Here is a 17,077-nt window from a genome sequence, read left to right as displayed (position 1 = left end):
CCCGCCGACCTCCCCCGCCAGCCGCTCACCCTGCCCGCCGACCGCGACCTGCGCCTGCAGAACCTCGCGCGCGGCGACGAGGGCTTCCTGCTGGCGCTCGCCTATTCCGCCCAGCGCGGCTACGGCAACACCCACCCCTTCGCCGGCGAGATCCGCATGGGCACGGTGGCGGTGGAGTTCGCGCCGGAAGAGTTGGGCTTCGCCATCGAGATCGGCGAGATCACCGTGACCGAGTGCCAGATGATCAACCAGTTCAAGGGCTCCAGGGAGATGCCGCCGCAGTTCACCCGCGGCTACGGCCTCGCCTTCGGGCAGGCCGAGCGCAAGGCCATGGCCATGGCGCTGGTGGACCGCTCGCTGCGCGCCGGCGAGCTCGGCGAGGAGGCCGCCAACCCGGCGCAGGACGAGGAGTTCGTGCTGATGCACTCGGACAACGTCGAGGCGTCGGGCTTCGTGCAGCACCTCAAGCTGCCGCACTACGTGGACTTCCAGTCCGAACTCGAGCTGATCCGGCGGCTGCGCGCCGCCGCCCCGGATCGCACAACGCCGGACCGGGAGGCCGCGGAATGACCAGCGCCCAGGGCTACAACTTCGCCTATCTGGACGAGCAGACCAAGCGCATGATCCGCCGCGCCATCCTGAAGGCGGTGGCGATCCCCGGCTATCAGGTGCCGTTCGGCAGCCGCGAGATGCCGCTGCCCTACGGCTGGGGCACCGGCGGCATCCAGGTGACCGCCGCGGTGCTGGGGCCGTCCGACACGCTGAAGGTCATCGACCAGGGAGCGGACGACACCACCAACGCCGTCTCCATCCGCCGCTTCTTCGCCCGCACCGCCGGGGTGGCGACCACCGAGCGCACGGTGGAGGCGACCGTCATCCAGACCCGCCACCGCATCCCGGAGACCCCGCTGCGCGAGGGGCAGATCCTCGTCTACCAGGTGCCGATCCCCGAGCCGCTGCGCTGGCTGGAGCCGCGCGAGACGGAGACGCGCCGGATGCACGCGCTGGCCGACTACGGCGCCATGCACGTGAAGCTGTACGAGGACGTGGCCCGCTTCGGCCGCATCGCCACCACCTACGACTACCCGGTGCTGGTGAACGGCCGCTACCTGATGCGGCCCTCGCCGATCCCGAAGTTCGACAACCCGAAGATGCACATGAACCCCGCCCTCCAGCTGTTCGGCGCCGGGCGCGAGAAGCGCATCTACGCCGTGCCGCCCTACACCGAGGTAAAAAGCCTCGACTTCGAGGACCACCCCTTCGAGGTCCAGAGATGGGATCAGGCCTGCGCGCTGTGCGGGGCCGCCGACAGCTTCCTCGACGAGGTGGTGACCGACGACCGGGGCGGGCGCATGTACGTCTGCTCCGACACCGACCATTGCTCCGCGCGCCAAGAGATCCGGGAGGCCGCGGAATGACGCCGCTCCTCCAGGTGTCCGGCCTCACCCGGATGTACGGCAATCGCGTCGGCTGCCGGGACGTGTCGTTCGAGCTGTGGCCCGGCGAGGTCATGGGCATCGTCGGCGAGTCCGGCTCGGGCAAGAGCACGCTGCTGAGCTGCCTGTCAGCCCGGCTGGAGCCCACCTCCGGCACCGTCGCGTACGACACGCGCGAGGACGGCCTCACCGACATCTACGCGCTGAGCGAGCCGCGGCGACGCCTGCTGATGCGCACCGACTGGGGCATCGTCCACCAGAACCCGCGCGACGGCCTGCGCATGGGCGTGTCGGCCGGCGCCAACGTCGGCGAGCGGCTGATGGCCGTGGGCGCCCGCCACTACGGCGCCATCCGCGCCGAGGCCGGCGAGTGGCTGCGGAAAGTCGAGATCGACGCGGAGCGCATCGACGACCTGCCGCTGACCTTCTCCGGCGGCATGCTCCAGCGCCTGCAGATCGCCCGCAACCTCGTCACCCACCCGCGCCTCGTCTTCATGGACGAGCCGACCGGCGGGCTGGACGTCTCGGTGCAGGCGCGTCTCCTGGACCTACTGCGGCGTCTGGTGATCGACCTCGGCCTCGCGGCGGTCGTGGTGACGCACGATCTGGCGGTCACCCGCCTGCTGGCGCACCGGCTGATGGTCATGCGCCGCGGCGAGGTGGTGGAGACCGGCCTGACCGACCAGGTGCTCGACGACCCGCACCACCCCTACACGCAACTGCTCGTCTCCTCGGTGCTCCAGCCATGACCGTGATGATCGAGGTGGAATCCCTCTCCAAGACCTACGTCCTGCACACGCAGGGCGGGGTGGAGATCCCCGTCTTCGCCGGCGCCGCACTGACCGTCGGGACCGGCGAGTGCGTCACCCTGCACGGCCCCTCCGGCACCGGCAAATCGACCCTGCTGCGCTGCCTCTACGGCAACTGCAAGCCGGACTCCGGGGCCATCCGCGTGCGCCATGGGGACACGGCGGTGGACATCGCCGCCGCCGCCCCGCGCGTGGTGATCGAAGTGCGCAGGCGCACGCTCGGCTACGTCAGCCAGTTCCTGCGCGCCATCCCGCGCGTGCCGGCGCTGGACGTGGTGGCGGAGCCGCTGCGCGCGCTGGGCGTCGATGCGGAGGCCGCCCGCGTGCGGGCCGGCGAACTGCTGTCCCGCCTGCGCATCCCCGAGCGGCTGTGGCACCTCGCCCCGGCCACCTTCTCCGGCGGCGAGCAGCAGCGGGTGAACATCGCCCGCGGCTTCGCGGCAAAGCACCCGATCCTGCTGCTCGACGAGCCCACCGCGTCGCTCGACGCCCGCAACCGCGCCGTGGTCATCGACCTGATCGGCGAGGCCAAGGCCGAGGGCACGGCCCTGGTTGGCGTCTTCCACGACGACGAGGTGCGCGAGGCCGTCTCCACCCGCATCCACACCATGCAAGGCTGACCGCCATGACCGGCACGCTCGTGCTCACCAACGCCCGCATCGTCGCCGAGGACGAGGTGTTCCTCGGCACCGTGTACGTCGAGGATGGCCGCGTCGCCGGCCTGGGCCGCGGCGCCGCCCGCGTTCCAGGCGCCGTGGACTGCGAAGGCGACTGCCTCGTTCCGGGCCTGATCGAGTTGCACACCGACAATCTGGAACGGCACGTCGTGCCGCGGCCGAAGGTGCGCTGGCACGCCGGTTCCGCCACGCTGGCGCACGACGCGGCCATGGCCTCGGCCGGCGTCACCACCGTCTACGACGCCATCGCCTGCGGCGACATCATGGAGGGCTCGGACCGGCTCGCCAACCTCCAGGCCATGGTGGACGCGGTGACCGACGCGCAGGAGCGCGGCCACCTGCGCGCCGACCACAGGCTGCACCTGCGCTGCGAGGTGTCGTCGGCCAACATCCTGGAGCTGTTCGGGGCGCTGGCCACCCACCCGCTGGTCGGCATCGTCAGCCTGATGGACCACACGCCCGGCCAGCGCCAGTTCGTGCACCCCGACAAGTACCGCGACTACTTCATGGGCAAGTACGGTTTCTCGGACGCCGAGATGGACGCCTTCACCGAGCGGCAGACCGCCAACGCCGCGCGCTATTCCGACACGCACCGCAGCGCGCTGGCCGCCATCTGCCGCGAGCGCGGCTTCACGCTGGCCAGCCACGACGACGCCACGCTGGAGCACGTCGCCGAGGCCGCCGACCTCGGCACCCACTTCGCCGAGTTCCCGACCACCCTGGAGGCCGCCAGGGCGTCCCGCGCGGCCGGCATGCTGGTGATGATGGGCGCGCCGAACCTCATGCGCGGCGGTTCGCACTCCGGCAACGTCGCGGCGGCGGAGCTGGCGGCGGCGGGCTGCTTGGACGTGCTGTCGTCCGATTACGTGCCGGTCAGCCTGATGGGCGCCGCCTTCCTGCTGCACAACGGGCCCCTGGGCTTCCCCCTGCCCCAGGCCATCGCCACGGTCACCGCCAACCCCGCCAGGGCCGCCGGCCTGGACGACCGCGGCGTGATCGCGCCCGGCAAGCGTGCCGACCTCGTGCGCGTCCTCGACACCGGCGGCGTGCCGGTGATCCGCACCGTCTGGCGCGAGGGCAAGCGCGTGGCGTAGCACCCTCCTTGTCCCTCCCCCGCCCCCGGCGGGGGAGGTTAGGTGGGGGCAGCGGCGCACGTGGCCGGCTGATGCCTGGCGGGGCCGCTGCCCCCACCCAACCCTGCCCCCGGCGGAGCCGGGGGGAGGGCTTAAACGGTCACTTCGGTGCCGGCCAGATCCTTCAAGGCGCGCAGGAACGCCTGCACACCCTGGTCCAGACTCCCGTCGTTCACCACCACCCGCACGTCCCGGCCGGCGGGCATCGGCGCCGCGCGCTTCAGGCGATCCGTGATGTCGGCCCCCTCCTCACGCCCCCGCCCGGCGAGCCGGGCCGCCAGAACGTTGGCCGGGGCAGTCACCACCACCACGCCGACCGGGCGCAGCCGTGTACGTGCCTCGTTCACCACGGTGCGGGAGACGTTCACCACCACCGCCTGGTCCCGACGACGCAGGTGGTCCAGCGCCGCCGGCACACCATAGGCCAGCCCGTGTGCCCGCCAGGACAGCAGGAAGCCGCCGGCCGCCTCCCGCACCTCGAACTCCGCAAGGGTCAGGCTGTCGTGGTCCTCCGCCCCGGCCAGCGCCGGACGCGTCACCACGCGGCGGGCGAAGTGGAAGGCCGGATCGCCGGCCAACCTCGCGCGGGCGCCGTCCATCAGGCTGTCCTTGCCGGCCCCGCTGGGACCAACCACCAGGATCAGAGGCGCCAAGCTCATTGGTCATATTTCTCGGCGAAGGCGGCGATGTCCAGCGCGCGGAAATCCTCCAGCGCCGCGTCGATGCGCTCGTGCGGCCAGTCCCACCACGCGATGCGCATGAGCCGCTCGATGGTGCGCTCGTCGGCGCGGAAGCGCAGCACCTTGGCCGGAACGCCCACCACGATGGCGTAGGGCGGCACGTCCTTGGTCACCACCGCGCCGGAGCCGATGGCCGCTCCCGTGCCGACCGTCACGCCCGGCATGATGATGGCGTTGTGGCCGATCCACACGTCGGGGCCGATGACCACCCGGTCCTCGGCACGCCAGGCGAAGACCTCCCGGTCGTCGGGCAGGTGGAAGCCGTGCGAGGCGGAGCGGTAGGTGAAGTGGTGCAGCGTCGCCCGCCACCAGGGATGGTTGCTGGGATTGACGCGCACGCCGGTGGCGAGGTTGGCGAACCTGCCGATGGTGGCGTGGGCGATCTGGTTGCCGCCCATGGCGTAGCCGTAGTCGCCCAGCTCCACGTCCGCCACGGTCGAGCGCGGGCCGAGATAGGTGTAGCGGCCGAAGTCTGAATTGCGCACCACCGAGGTCGGGTCGATCTCCGGCGCCTCGGTCAGGCTGCGCCCGGCGGTCCAGGGATCCCAGGCCGTGCCGCAGTTGATCAGCATGGATGCCTCAGATGAAGAGTTTGCGGAGCTGCGCCGACACGACGTCGATCAGCGACACGGTGGCGACGATGATGATCATCACCGCGCAGGTCTCGGCGAAGTAGAAGCCGCGGATGATCTCCCACAGCACGACGCCGATGCCGCCCGCCCCCACCATCCCGACCACGGAGGCCGAGCGCACGTTGGATTCGAAGCGGTACAGCGAATAGCTGATCCACAGCGGCAGCACCTGCGGGATGACGCCGTAGACGATCTCCTCCAGCGCGTTGGCGCCGGTGGCGCGGATGCCCTCGACCGGGCGCGGGTCGATGGCCTCGACGGCCTCGGAGAACAGCTTGGCGAGGATGCCCGTGGTGTGGACGAACAGCGCCAGCACGCCGGCGAAGGGCCCCAGCCCCACCGCCACCACGAACAGCATGGCGAAGACCATCTCGTTGATGGCGCGCAGCGCGTCCATCAGGCGGCGCACCGGCTGGCGCACCCACACGGGGGAAATGTTGTCGGCGGCCAGCAGGCCGAAGGGGATGGCGGCGACCACCGCCAGCACCGTGCCCCACAGCGCGATCTGGATGGTGACCAGCATCTCCTGCACGTAGTAGCGCCAGTCGGCGAAGTTCGGCGGGAAGAAGTCCTGCAGGAACTTCCCCATGTTGCCGGCGTCGGAGAACAGCACCGCCGGCCGGATCTCGGCCCCCTGCCACGACCAGGCAAGCAGGGCCGCGGCAAGGCCATACACGGCCAGCTTGGCGAGCGGCGTCCTCGGCGGGTGGAGGAGGCGGGCGTCGGTGATCGTCATGTCCGGGGCTTCGCGTCTGGAGAAAGCAGCCGGGGCGCCGCGGCGTGCGCGGCGCCCCGCAGACCGGCAAGGCTTACTTGGCCGCGAGCTTGGTCTTGAGCTGGTCGAGCTTGGCGTCGATCTCGGCGACCTTCGCCTTCTTCTCGGCCTCCGGCAGGACGGCGTCAGCTTCCAGCTTCGCCTTGGCCTTGAACAGCTCCAGCTGGCGGATCGGGATGAGCTGGTCGTCGTTGGACTCGCGGAAGGTGCCCCACTTCAGGGTGTCGAGCACGGAGCGCTCGTTCTTCAGCTGCTCGGCGCTCTTGCCCGGCTGCTCGACGCCGTAGGACAGGAAGAAGGTCTTCAGCTTGTCCTTCACGTTCTGGGCCAGATCCTTGCGCCAAACGATCGGGTCGGAGGGGATCAGCGGAGAGGTCCAGATGATCTTGATCTGCTCGTACTTCTCGGGCTGGCGCTCCTTGATGCGCGGCATGACCTCCGAGTTGCAGGTGGCGACGTCCACCTGCTTGTTCGCCACGGCCATGGCGTTGGTCTCGTGGTTGGCGTTGACCACGCGCTTGAAGATCTTCTTCGGATCATCCACGCCGTTCATCGCGAACACGTAGTAGCCCGGCACCAGGAAGCCCGAGGTCGAGTTCGGGTCGCCGTTGGAGAAGGTCAGGGAGCCGGCGTTCTTCAGCAAGTCCTGGATAGAGTTGATCGGGCTGTCCTTCTGCGCCAGGACGTAGGAGTAGTAGCCGAGGCCGCCCTCCGGGTCCGAGGACTGCACGAACACCTCGCCGTTGGAGCGGTCCACCGCTTCCATGGCGGCCTTGTTGCCGTACCAGGCGACCTGCACCTTGTTGAAGCGCATCCCCTCGATGATGCCGGCGTAGTCGGAGGAGAAGAACGGCTTCACCGACAACCCGGTCTGCTTTTCCATGGCCTCCAGGAACGGAACCCACTGCGGCTTCAGGTTCTGGGTGGATTCGGTCGAGATGATGCCGAAGTTCAGCACCTCCTGCGCCAGGGCGGGGGTGGCCGTGCCGGCGCACAGCGCGACGGCGGCGACGAGCTTCGCAAGCTTCATGGGACGGATCTCCGGAATGAGGGATTTCAGGCGTTGGCCGCGGCCAGCGCGTAGCCGGGCGTCAGGCCGGTGACGAAGGAGGCGGCGCCGGGCACCTCCAGCCCCAGCTCTTCGGCCTGGGTGCCGTAGAGATCGCGCAGCAGCGCCGGGGTGAGGGCCGAGGACGGGCCGTCGTAGACCACCGCGCCGTTCTTGAGCGCGATCGTCCGCGGGCAATAGCGGATGGCGAAATCGACCTGATGCAGCGACACCACCACCGTCACGCGGTCCTCGGCGTTGATGCGCGCCAGCGTCTCCATGACGTTGCGCGAGGAGACGGGATCGAGCGAGGCGATGGGCTCGTCGGCGAGGATGATCTCCGCCTTCTGCACCAGCGTGCGGGCGATCGCGGCGCGCTGCTGCTGGCCGCCGGAGAGCGCCGAGGCGCGCACCCACGCCTTGTCGGCGATGCCGACGCGGGCCAGCGCGTCGAGCGCCAGCGCGCGCTCCCCGGTGGTGAAGGCGCCGGCCAGGGAACGCCACAGCGGCACGCGGCCCAGCGTGCCGGTCAGCACGTTGGTCATCACCGGCAGACGGCCGACCAGGTTGAACTGCTGATGGACGAACCCGACGCGCGCCCGGGTGCGGCGGATGCCCGGGGCCAAGCGGCCGCAGGCCTGCACCGGGGTGCCCAGAACCTCGACGCGGCCATCGCCGCCGTCGCCCAGCGACAGGCCGGCGAGATGGCGCAGCAGCGTGGACTTGCCGGACCCCGAGGCGCCGATCAGCGCCACCATCTCGCCCGCCCCGATATCGACACTCACGCCCTGGAGCGCTGCGCAGCAGTTGAAGGTCTTGCTGAGTCGGGTCACCCGGATGGCGGGCTGGATCCTGGAGATGGTGGCAGTCATCGAGCACCTCGGCCGCGTCGGTTCCATGGCCGGGCTTCTAGCATCGGTCGGTGACACAATTATTTGACCAAGATTGCGGTTTGTTGACAACATGCCCAACATCAAGTCCACCAGACAATTTAACTTGTATAACTTCGCCAGCAGATGACTATACCGAGCAGTCTTCGCCAAGCGATGAATTGTGAATTCATCCGCTTGGACGTCAAGCGGCCGGATTTTCCTTAACGCGGCGCGGCGCGGACCTTCCCGCCGCCCGGGTTTCGTCGGATCATGCCGAATCCGCTGCTGCGGATCGCGGGCCGCCGTTCCCTCCGTCCGAACGCCCGCTCCCGTACGCCCGGGTGCTCCGATGGAATGGGAGGTCTGCCTGACGCAGTGTTATCGGAAGTTTCACGAGCGAGTCCCGGTGTCGTCACGGGACTCCGTATCATGGCCATCCGGTGGATCAACCGAAGGGAACGGGGTACGACGATGCTTGCGCTGTACCGGCGTAGTCTGGCGTTTCGAACCGTCACCCCGATCGCCCTCCTCCTCCTGCTGACCATCGCCACCGCCGTGGCGGGGATCGCTTACGTCAACACCGCCTCGGCGCGCTCGGCGCTCGGCGAGCGGGCGCGGATGCTGGCCACCGCGCTGGCCGGCGGCGCGGCCGAGGCGGCCTGGAACATGGACGGCACCGCGACCAAGGCGCTGCTGTCCTCACTCGCCGAAGATCCCGACTATGTCGGCAGCACGGTGCGCGATCCGTCGGGCGCGGTGTTCGCCGCACACGGCCGCGGCGACGCCTCGGTCGGGGGAACGGCCGGGGGGACGATCATCCGTTCCGCTCCTCTGATGCGGCAGTCCAGCGGAAAGTCGACGGCGCTGGGAACGCTGGAGATCCGGCTGTCGGAAACCCGCCTGCTGAACGAGCTGGCGACCCGGACGGCGATGCTGGCCGTCGGCGGGCTGCTGGCCCTGCTGGCGGTCACCGCCGTCCTGGTGGCGATCATCCGCAGCAGCACCCGCCCCATCGTGACCATGACCGCCACCATGACGCGCCTGGCCGGAGGAACGCTCGACGTCGAGGTGCCGGCGCTAGACCGCCGGGACGAGGTCGGGCAGATGGCCGCCGCGGTCGAGACGTTCAAGGCCAACGCCGTGCAGAAGGCGCTGCTGGAGCAGGAGCAGGTCCGCCTGCACGCCGAAGCCGAGCGCCAGCGCCGCGAGGCGTTGGCCGCCGTGGCATCCAACTTCGATGCCGACGTCGGCTCGGTGCTCGCCTCGGTGGACGGCACGGCGCGCGAGATGGCCGCCTCGGCCGGCACCCTCGCCTCCAGCGCGGGCGACAACCTGACGCTCAGCACCGGTGCCGCGGGCGCTGCGGACATGGTCAGCGCCAACGTGCAGACGGTCGCCGCCGCGGTCGAGCAGCTCGCCGCCTCGATCCGCGAGATTTCAGTCCAGTCGCAGAACGCCAACCGCGTGGCCGACGACGCGGCCACCCGCACGAACGGCATCACCGGCCGGATGACCGGCCTGGTGGAGGACGCCAACCGGATCGGCGACGTGGTGACCCTGATCACCTCGATCGCCAGCCAGACCAACCTGCTGGCCCTCAACGCCACCATCGAAGCCGCCCGCGCCGGTGAGGCCGGCAAGGGCTTCGCCGTGGTCGCCGGCGAGGTGAAGAACCTCGCCAACCAGACCGCCAAGGCCACCGAGGAGATCTCCGCGCTGGTCGCCGCCATCCAGGCCTCCACCGGCTCCGCCGCCGGCGACATCACCGAGATCGGCCGGATCGTCGCCAGCATCAGCGAAATCAACGCCTCCATCGCCGCCGCGGTGGAGGAGCAGAACGTCGCCACCGGCGAGATCAGCGCCGCCGTCCAGCAGGCCGCCGCCGGCACCGAACGGCTGCGCAACAGCGTCCAGGCGGTGGCCGGTTCGGCGCAACGCAACGGCGAGGCCGCCACCGGCCTGATGGCCGCCATCGACGGCCTGGGCGGCCGCTTCGGCACGCTGAAGTCCGAGGTGGACCGCTTCATCGCCCGGCTGAACGCCGCCTGAGCGGCCTGCCGTGCCCGCCTCCCCCGCCCGGCGTGCGGCCGGCCTGCTGCTCGCCGCCGCGCTGCTCGCCGCCGCGGCTCCGGCGGTGGTGGCGGCGGAGGGGTTCGCCGTCATCTACAACAACACCAGGAACGACGGCGGCTTCAACGAGAGCGCGGTCGCCGGCCTCGCGCGCTTCAAGAGCGAATTCGCCATCGACGTTCGCGAGAACATCACCAGGACGGAACAGGAGAGTGCCCGTTCCCTGAACAACTTCGCCCGTCAGGGCATCCGCAACATCCTGCTGATCGGTTACGTCAACGAGACGGCGGTCGCCCAGGCGGCCAAGGCGTTTCCCGACGTCCGCTTCACGCTGATCGACGGCGTGGTGGACCTGCCGAACGTCCGTTCCGTGCTGTTCCGCGAGGAGGAGGTCGGCTACCTGATGGGCATCGCCGCCGCGCTGGCGAGCCGCACCGGCACCGTCGGATTCATCGGCGGCATGCCGATCCCGCCGATCCAACGCTTCGCGTGCGGCTACCGGCTGGGCGCCGCCGCGGCGCAGCCGCCGGCCCGTGTGGTCGCCGCCTATCTGGGCGACACGCCGGACGTCTTCCGCGACCGCGCGCTGGCCGAGCGGGAAGCGGAGCGCATGCTGCGGGACGGCGCCGACGTCCTCTTCGCCGCCGCCGGCTTCGCCGGAACCGGCGCACTGGGCGCCGCCGCCGCGGCCGGACGGCTCGGCATCGGCGTCGATGTCAACCAGAACGGCCTGCATCCAGGCCGCGTGTTGACCTCGGCGATCAAGCGGGTGGACGTTGCGGTCTACGGCTCCTTTCGGGACGCGGCGGCGGGGGCGTGGTCGGGCGGGATCCGGCGCCTCGGTCTCGCCGACGACGGCGTGGACTGGGCACGGGACGCCAACAACGAGGCGCTGATCCGCGACATCGCGCCGCGGATGTCCGACGCCGCACGCGCTCTGGCCGCCGGCCGGCTGGACCTGACGCCGGCCTGTCCGTGATGCCGATCGGAAGCTCCAAGTAAATAGCCTAAAATTGCGAATAAAGCGGTCGCCGTGCCCGGCCGCTCGTCGACAAAAGTGTCATGCTTGCGCTGTAGAACGGATGTCCGGGGACCTGTTCGAGCGGAGAAAGCCACGGCATGTTTTCGGGGATCCTCCGTTCCTTGCGGGCGAAGTTCCTGGCCAGCATCGGCGCGGCGATCGCGGTGGTGGTCGGACTTAGCTTGGCGGCGCTCCTGGTGATCGAACGCACCGCCACCGTCGAGCGCAACCGCGAGGACCGGCGGCTGGCGCTGGAGCAGCTCGGCAACATCCTGGAACGGCCGCTCTGGAATCTGGAGGAGATGCAGATCAACGACGTGCTCGTTGCCGCCGTCCGCGATCCACGCTTCCTGTGCATCATGCTCGCCGCCGACCTGCCCTTCAGCGTGCCGGCGCGCTACGGCACCTGCCGCCCCCAGGACGACTACGAGGTGATGCGGCACGCCGTGGTGCGCGCCGGCACCGGTCCGCCGACGGTCGTCGGACAGCTGACCGCCCACGTGGACGTGACTCCGGAAGGGGCCATGACGACCCGCCAGCTGACCTGGCGGATCGGCCTGCTGGCATCGGCCCTGCTGCTGACGCTGCTGATCGCCGACCGGATCTTCAAGCGCATCGTCGACCGGCCGCTCGGCCGCGTCCGCCGTTCGCTGCGCGACTATCAGGAGCGCGGCGAGCGCCGCGCCATCGCCTGGACGTCGAACGACGAGCTGGGCGCCCTGATCGCCGACTACAACGCCGTGATCACGCTCAGCGAGCGCGCGGAGGCCGAGCTGCGCGCCGCCCGCGACCGGGCGGAGAGCGCCTACCACGACCTCGCGCGCGCGCAGAACACGCTGGTGCAGACCGAGAAGATGGCCTCGCTGGGCCGTCTGGTCGCCGGCGTCGCGCACGAGATCAACACGCCCGTCGGCACCGCGGTGACGGTGGCCTCGACGCTGGAGGACCGCTGCCGCGTCTTCCGCGCCGCCCTGTCGGGCAGCACGCTGCGCCGCGCCGCGCTGGACGAGTTCGTCGCCGGGGCGGAGGAGGCCTCGGCGCTGATCGGCCGCAGCCTCGCCTCGGCGCACGGCCTCCTGCAGAGCTTCAAGCAGGTGTCGGCCGACCAGACCAGCGAGGTGCGCCGCGCCTTCGATCTCGCGGCGGCGGTGCAGGAGGTGGCGGCGACGCTGGCCCCCCCGATCAAGCGCTCGGGCCACCGCCTGTCCATCGACATTCCCCCGGGGATCCGCATGGACAGCTACCCCGGCCCGCTCGGCCAGGTCATCACCAACCTGGTCACCAACGCGCTGATGCACGCCTTCCCGCCGGACACCGCCGGCCACGTCGCCATCACCGCCGTGCAGGCGGGCGACCACGTGGCGCTGAGCGTCGGCGACGACGGCGTCGGCATCCCGCCGGAGAACGTCGGGCGCATCTTCGACCCGTTCTTCACCACCCGCCTGGGCGCCGGCGGCACCGGGCTGGGGCTCAGCCTCGTCTTCAACATCGTCACCCAAACCCTGGCAGGGGAGATCGCCGTCTCCAGCCGTCCGGGGGAGGGCACCCGCTTCACCGTCACCGTTCCGGTCGCGGTGCCCACCCCCGCCCCTTCGAGGAGCCTGTGCCATGCATGACCTGGACGACGAGCTGCTGCTGGTCGACGACGCGCCCGGCGCTGAGGAGCCGCCGTTCCCGCCGGCCGCGGCGTGGGAGATCGCCATCGTCGACGACGACGAGGAGGTGCACACGGCGACCCGCTACGCGCTCCAGGGCTTCCAGTACGAGGGGCGGCCGCTGTCGCTGCGCTCCGCCCACTCGCTCGACGAGGCGAAGGCGCTGCTCGCCGAGGTGCCGGGCATCGCCTGCGTGCTGCTGGACGTGGTGATGGGCGCCGAGGACGCCGGGCTGCAGCTGGTGCGCTGGATCCGCGGCGAGCTGGGCAACGGCGACGTGCAGATCGTGCTGCGCACCGGGCAGCCGGGCTACGCGCCGGAGCTGGAGGTCATCACCCAGTACGCCATCAACGACTACAAGACCAAGGGCGAGTTGACCCGCACCAAGCTGATCGCCTGCATCACCACGGCGCTCAGGGCCTACAGCTACATCCGCGCCGTGCAGGAGAGCCGCAACGGGCTGGAGATGATCATCGGCGCGGCCCGCGACCTGTTCCGCCGCCAGCACCTAGAGCTGCTGGCCGGGGGCGTGCTGCGCCAGATCTGCGCGCTGCTGCGCACCGAGGAGGAGGGGGTGGTCTGCTTCGTCAGCGGCCCGCTGGACGAGCTGCGCCTGCTGGCCGCCGCCGGACGCTACCGCGGCCTGCTCGGCCGCGCCCTGCGCCCGGCCGAGGTGAGGGCGCTCGACGCCGGGCTGCTGAGCGACGTGGAGCGGGTGCTGGCGGCCGGCGAGTCGCGCATCCACGACGGCGGCGCCGCGCTGCTTTTCCCGCTGGCCGACGGGCGCCGCATCGTCGCCGTGGTGCGCAGCGCCCGGCCGCTGGCGGAGATCGACCGCGAACTGGTGCAGGTGTTCGCCGTCAACGTCGCGGTCAGCTTCGAGAACGTGAACCTGCTGAACCGTGTCCGCGACATGGCGTACCTCGACGCCCTGACCGGCCTGAACTCCCGCCCGCACTTCCTCGAGCTGACGGAGCGGCGCCGCGAGGCCGGACCCTTCGCCATGCTCCTGGCCGACGTCGACCATTTCCAGCTCATCAACGAGCGCCTGGGCCACGCGGTGGGCGACGAGGCGCTGTGCGAGATCGCGCGGCGCTTCGCCGCCCTCGCCGGCGAGAACGGGGCGCTGGCGCGCGTCGCCGGCAACACCTTCGCCTTCCTCGCGCCGGACACCGACATCGCCTCCATGGAGCGGCTGTTCCAGCGGGTGCGCGTCGCCATGGCGGCCCCGCTGACGGTCGGCGACTGCGCGCTGGACGTCGGCGTCACCATGGCCGCCGTGCTGCACCCCGAGCACGGCGCCGACGCCAAGGCGCTGATCGACCGCGCCACCACCGCGCTGAAACGCCAGAAGCGCCAGGGCCGCGGCGAGTTCACGCTCTACAACCCGGAGATCGGCGAGGCGGCCACGCGCCGCCTGGGCCTCGTCCACCGGTTGGCGCAGGCGCTGGACGCGCAGGAGTTCGAGGTGCACTTCCAGCCGAAGATCGGGCTGCGCAACGCGCGGGTGATCGGCGCCGAGGCGCTGATCCGCTGGCGCCGTCCCGACGGGTCGCTGGTGCCGCCGGGCCAGTTCATCCCGGCCGTCGAGGATTCCGGTCTGATCCTGCCGGTCGGCGAGTTCGTCCTCTACCGCTCCGCCCGCTGGCGGGCGCACGCGGCGGAGCTGCCGGAGGACTTCAAGGTCTCGGTCAACGTGTCGATGCGGCAGGTCATGTGGCCCGGGTTCCCGGACCGGGTGGCGGAGATCCTCTCCGACGTCGGCTGCGCGCCGGAGCGGATGGAGCTGGAGATCACCGAATCCCTTTTGGCCGAGGACCAGGCGAAGGCGGTGCGCGTGCTCGACCGCTTGCGCGGCATGGGATTCAGCATCGCGCTCGACGATTTCGGCACCGGCTTCTCGTCGCTCAGCTACCTGCAGGATCTGCCCATCGACGTGCTGAAGATCGACCGGGCGTTCATCATCGACATCGCCCGTTCGCCGCGCGCCTACGGCATCCTGTCCTCGGTGGTGACCATGGCCCGCTCGCTCGGCCTGTCTCTGGTCGCCGAGGGCGTCGAGACCGCCGACCAGTTGCGCCGCGCCGCGGAGTGCGGCTGCGACGCCGTCCAGGGTTTCCTGTTCTCCCCGGCGGTGGCCGAGGACCAGGCGAAGCGGATCGGACCCATCGAGGAGAAGGCGGCGGCACTGCTGCGGTAGCGCGGCGATTCAATGATCACGACCCGGCACACGGTTTCCCGCGCCTCGAACCGTCACACAACTCGGCTACCATGTCGGCACGTCCGTTTTTGTCCCGAGGTGCGCCCATGCGTTCGAACGCCCTGCTGATCGCCGCCGTGCTGGCCATGACTCTCGCGCCGGCAGCTGGCCGTGCGGACGAGGTGAGGCTCACCACCCTGGAATGGCCGCCCTACTCCGGCTCGCTGCCCGACAACGGCTTCTCCGCGGTGGTCGTGCGCGAAGCCTTCAAGGCGATGGGGCACACCGTCAGCATCGAGGTGCTGCCCTGGCAGCGCGCGGTGAAGAGCGCCAAGGACGACGCCGGCATCGCCGGCTACTTCCCGGAGTATCCGGCCGAGCTGGACGGCTTCACGCTGTCGGAATCGATCGGCGACAGCCCGCTGGGCCTGATCGTGCCGGCCGGCAAGCCGGCAGCCGATGTCTCGCCGGCCGGGTTGTCGCGGCTCAAGCTCGGCGTGGTGAACGGCTACGTCAACGCCAAGCCGGTCGCCGAGGCCCTGGCCGCCGGCACCTTCAAGGCCGAAGGCGTGGTGGACGACGAGACCAACATCAAGAAGGTGGCGGCCGAGCGCATCGACGCGGCGGAAATCGACCGCTACGTCTTCGCCTACCTGATGCGGAACGCGGCGGCGCTGGCGCCACTGCAAGGCAAGGTGGAGTTCGGCCCGGTTCTCGAGAGCAAGACGCTGCACGTCGCCTTCAACACCCGGCCGGAGGGCCGGCGGTGGGCGGCGGTCTTCGCCGAAGGGCTCAGGAAGATCGACGTCGGCCTGCTGCAGAAGCGGCACCTCTCCGCGGCAACGCCCTGAGCGGGGCGCCCGGCCGATCAGCCGCCGCTTGACCCGCCGTCGTCCGAAGCCCGCCAGACCAGCGGCTTGGCGGACGCCGCCGTGGTCGCCCGCGGCGGTGCCGGCGGGGCGGACGCGGCGGCCTCGACAAGCGCCAGCACGGGCTCCCAGTCGGCGCGGACGGCCAGCGCGCGCCGCCCCGGCAGGTCGAACAGGCTGAGCCCGCCGGCTGCGGCGTCGCCATAGAACTGGCTGTCGCGCAGGCTCCCGGCCACCGGGTGTCCGAGGGCCGCGACGAACTGGCCAAGGCGGCCGCTTGCCCGCGTGCCGACGCGCACCCGGTTGCCGACCACGACGACCGGCGTGCGCCCCTTGGCGACCGCCTTCAACGGTTCGAGCCGTTCGAAAAAGCGTCGCGTCGCCTGCTCGTCGAAGGCGCCGGGCAGCACCGGCACGACGACGACGTCGGCCATCCCGACGAGCGCCTCGATCTGCCGACCCTTCAGGGCGGCCGGGGCATCGATCACCAGGCGCCCGATTCCCGGCGGCGGTGCGCCGACCTCACGCGTCCAGTCGAGCGCACGCACCGGTGGTCGGCCGGCCGGCCGCCGGGCGGCCCAGCCGAGGCTGGACCGCTGCCGGTCGGCATCGGCGAGGTACGCGGCGTGCCCGGCGGCGGCGAAGGCGGCCGCCAGATGGGTGGCGACCGTGGTCTTGCCGCAGCCGCCCTTTATGTTGGCCACGAGAACGGTGAACACGCGCGCCCCCTCACGCCTGAGCCAGCGCCTGCGCCACCACCATCCGCACCCACGCCGCCCGCGACAGCCCGAGCGCGTCGGCCTTCGTGTCGATGAGGCCGAGCTGGTCCTTCTCGAAGCGGATCATCACCGCCTCCTTATTTTTCTTCTTTTTGTCCTTCTTCTTCTTGTCCTTTTCCTTGCCCTTCGCCTTGGCAGCCTTCGCCGGCTTGTTCGGTTCGGCGGCCGGGATTTCCGGGACCGCCTCGACAGGGGCCGGGGCAGCAGCGGACACGGCGTCGGCCGGGACCGTGGCCGGACCGGCCGGCGGGGGAGCGGGCTCGTCCGGCGCGACCTCGGCGGCAAGCGCCGCCTTGGCCCCGGCGGCGCGGTTGGATTTCTTGGTGGTCATCGATCATGCTCCGCACGTTTGCGCGGCTCA

The 17,077-nt window shown here is 70.8% G+C and carries 17 protein-coding genes; 10 read left to right on the top strand and 7 right to left on the bottom strand.

The window, feature by feature from the left end:
• From TSO221_RS18350 to TSO221_RS18330, 5 genes are all read left to right on the top strand, one after another.
• A partial coding sequence (locus TSO221_RS18350; protein WP_146208846.1) for a carbon-phosphorus lyase complex subunit PhnI occupies positions 1–570 on the top strand: 570 nt, incomplete at its 5' end.
• Positions 567–1,418, top strand: a complete 852-nt coding sequence (locus TSO221_RS18345) for an alpha-D-ribose 1-methylphosphonate 5-phosphate C-P-lyase PhnJ (protein ID WP_109119961.1) — start codon at positions 567–569, stop codon at positions 1,416–1,418. The genes TSO221_RS18350 and TSO221_RS18345, both read left to right, overlap by 4 nt.
• Positions 1,415–2,185, top strand: coding sequence for a phosphonate C-P lyase system protein PhnK (phnK, locus tag TSO221_RS18340; RefSeq protein ID WP_109119960.1), 771 nt, complete (start codon positions 1,415–1,417; stop codon positions 2,183–2,185). Before TSO221_RS18345 ends, phnK begins: the two co-directional genes overlap by 4 nt.
• Entirely contained in the window at positions 2,182–2,865 is a 684-nt protein-coding gene (gene phnL, locus TSO221_RS18335) for a phosphonate C-P lyase system protein PhnL (RefSeq protein ID WP_211099132.1), read from the top strand. Before phnK ends, phnL begins: the two co-directional genes overlap by 4 nt.
• A gap of 5 nt (positions 2,866–2,870) precedes the next feature.
• Positions 2,871–4,016, top strand: a complete 1,146-nt coding sequence (locus TSO221_RS18330; RefSeq protein ID WP_109119959.1) for an alpha-D-ribose 1-methylphosphonate 5-triphosphate diphosphatase — start codon at positions 2,871–2,873, stop codon at positions 4,014–4,016.
• Between the two features lie 131 nt (positions 4,017–4,147).
• Here TSO221_RS18330 and phnN read toward each other — a convergent pair whose 3' ends face one another.
• The 5 genes from phnN to phnC all read right to left on the bottom strand — a co-directional run bounded on the left by phnN (position 4,148) and on the right by phnC (position 8,122).
• Positions 4,148–4,714, bottom strand: coding sequence for a phosphonate metabolism protein/1,5-bisphosphokinase (PRPP-forming) PhnN (gene phnN / locus TSO221_RS18325; protein WP_109119958.1), 567 nt, complete (start codon positions 4,712–4,714; stop codon positions 4,148–4,150).
• On the bottom strand, positions 4,711–5,367 hold the full coding sequence (locus TSO221_RS18320) for a DapH/DapD/GlmU-related protein (protein ID WP_109119957.1): 657 nt from the start codon (positions 5,365–5,367) through the stop codon (positions 4,711–4,713). The genes phnN and TSO221_RS18320 overlap by 4 nt, the downstream gene beginning before the upstream one ends.
• Positions 5,368–5,374: 7 nt before the next feature.
• Positions 5,375–6,163: a phosphonate ABC transporter, permease protein PhnE gene (gene phnE, locus TSO221_RS18315; RefSeq protein WP_109119956.1), complete on the bottom strand. Its 789-nt coding sequence runs from the start codon at positions 6,161–6,163 to the stop codon at positions 5,375–5,377.
• Positions 6,164–6,236: 73 nt separating this feature from the next.
• Complete coding sequence (gene phnD, locus TSO221_RS18310; RefSeq protein ID WP_109119955.1) at positions 6,237–7,232, bottom strand: phosphonate ABC transporter substrate-binding protein; 996 nt, start codon at positions 7,230–7,232, stop codon at positions 6,237–6,239.
• Positions 7,233–7,258: 26 nt separating this feature from the next.
• On the bottom strand, positions 7,259–8,122 hold the full coding sequence (gene phnC, locus TSO221_RS18305; RefSeq protein WP_199229530.1) for a phosphonate ABC transporter ATP-binding protein: 864 nt from the start codon (positions 8,120–8,122) through the stop codon (positions 7,259–7,261).
• Positions 8,123–8,593: 471 nt separating this feature from the next.
• Between phnC and TSO221_RS18300 the strand changes: the two genes are divergently transcribed.
• The 5 genes from TSO221_RS18300 to TSO221_RS18280 all read left to right on the top strand — a co-directional run bounded on the left by TSO221_RS18300 (position 8,594) and on the right by TSO221_RS18280 (position 15,919).
• Entirely contained in the window at positions 8,594–10,171 is a 1,578-nt protein-coding gene (locus TSO221_RS18300) for a HAMP domain-containing methyl-accepting chemotaxis protein (protein ID WP_247878117.1), read from the top strand.
• Between the two features lie 10 nt (positions 10,172–10,181).
• Positions 10,182–11,171, top strand: a complete 990-nt coding sequence (locus TSO221_RS18295) for a BMP family ABC transporter substrate-binding protein (protein WP_247878116.1) — start codon at positions 10,182–10,184, stop codon at positions 11,169–11,171.
• Positions 11,172–11,335: 164 nt separating this feature from the next.
• Positions 11,336–12,829 (top strand): HAMP domain-containing sensor histidine kinase, encoded by a 1,494-nt coding sequence (locus TSO221_RS18290; protein WP_146208845.1) that lies wholly within the window; start codon positions 11,336–11,338, stop codon positions 12,827–12,829.
• The gene (locus TSO221_RS18285; RefSeq protein WP_109119952.1) at positions 12,822–15,068 is read left to right on the top strand and encodes an EAL domain-containing protein; all 2,247 of its coding nucleotides are present in this window, start codon (positions 12,822–12,824) and stop codon (positions 15,066–15,068) included. Before TSO221_RS18290 ends, TSO221_RS18285 begins: the two co-directional genes overlap by 8 nt.
• Positions 15,069–15,175: 107 nt before the next feature.
• Positions 15,176–15,919, top strand: a complete 744-nt coding sequence (locus TSO221_RS18280; protein ID WP_109119951.1) for a transporter substrate-binding domain-containing protein — start codon at positions 15,176–15,178, stop codon at positions 15,917–15,919.
• Positions 15,920–15,936: 17 nt separating this feature from the next.
• On the opposite strand, the gene TSO221_RS18275 is transcribed toward TSO221_RS18280, so the two are convergent.
• Entirely contained in the window at positions 15,937–16,656 is a 720-nt protein-coding gene (locus TSO221_RS18275) for an AAA family ATPase (protein ID WP_109119950.1), read from the bottom strand.
• A 10-nt stretch (positions 16,657–16,666) separates the two neighbouring features.
• Entirely contained in the window at positions 16,667–17,047 is a 381-nt protein-coding gene (locus TSO221_RS18270; RefSeq protein ID WP_109119949.1) for a hypothetical protein, read from the bottom strand.
• Positions 17,048–17,077: the final 30 nt, after the last annotated feature.

The sequence above is a fragment of the Azospirillum sp. TSO22-1 genome, assembly GCF_003116015.1.
Classification (GTDB): Bacteria; Pseudomonadota; Alphaproteobacteria; order Azospirillales; family Azospirillaceae; genus Azospirillum.
This window is presented reverse-complemented; position numbering and strand designations above follow the sequence as displayed.

Bases quoted from the DNA above. Each gene is read 5' to 3' on its own strand.
- TSO221_RS18285 (WP_109119952.1), top strand. From the start codon at position 12,822: ATGCATGACCTGGACGACGAGCTGCTGCTGGTCGACGACGCGCCCGGC.
- phnD (WP_109119955.1), bottom strand. From the start codon at position 7,232: ATGAAGCTTGCGAAGCTCGTCGCCGCCGTCGCGCTGTGCGCCGGCACG.
- TSO221_RS18270 (WP_109119949.1), bottom strand. From the start codon at position 17,047: ATGACCACCAAGAAATCCAACCGCGCCGCCGGGGCCAAGGCGGCGCTT.
- TSO221_RS18320 (WP_109119957.1), bottom strand. From the start codon at position 5,367: ATGCTGATCAACTGCGGCACGGCCTGGGATCCCTGGACCGCCGGGCGC.
- phnN (WP_109119958.1), bottom strand. From the start codon at position 4,714: ATGAGCTTGGCGCCTCTGATCCTGGTGGTTGGTCCCAGCGGGGCCGGC.
- phnK (WP_109119960.1), top strand. From the start codon at position 1,415: ATGACGCCGCTCCTCCAGGTGTCCGGCCTCACCCGGATGTACGGCAAT.
- phnE (WP_109119956.1), bottom strand. From the start codon at position 6,163: ATGACGATCACCGACGCCCGCCTCCTCCACCCGCCGAGGACGCCGCTC.
- TSO221_RS18345 (WP_109119961.1), top strand. From the start codon at position 567: ATGACCAGCGCCCAGGGCTACAACTTCGCCTATCTGGACGAGCAGACC.
- TSO221_RS18280 (WP_109119951.1), top strand. From the start codon at position 15,176: ATGCGTTCGAACGCCCTGCTGATCGCCGCCGTGCTGGCCATGACTCTC.
- TSO221_RS18300 (WP_247878117.1), top strand. From the start codon at position 8,594: ATGCTTGCGCTGTACCGGCGTAGTCTGGCGTTTCGAACCGTCACCCCG.
- phnC (WP_199229530.1), bottom strand. From the start codon at position 8,122: ATGACTGCCACCATCTCCAGGATCCAGCCCGCCATCCGGGTGACCCGA.
- TSO221_RS18330 (WP_109119959.1), top strand. From the start codon at position 2,871: ATGACCGGCACGCTCGTGCTCACCAACGCCCGCATCGTCGCCGAGGAC.
- phnL (WP_211099132.1), top strand. From the start codon at position 2,182: ATGACCGTGATGATCGAGGTGGAATCCCTCTCCAAGACCTACGTCCTG.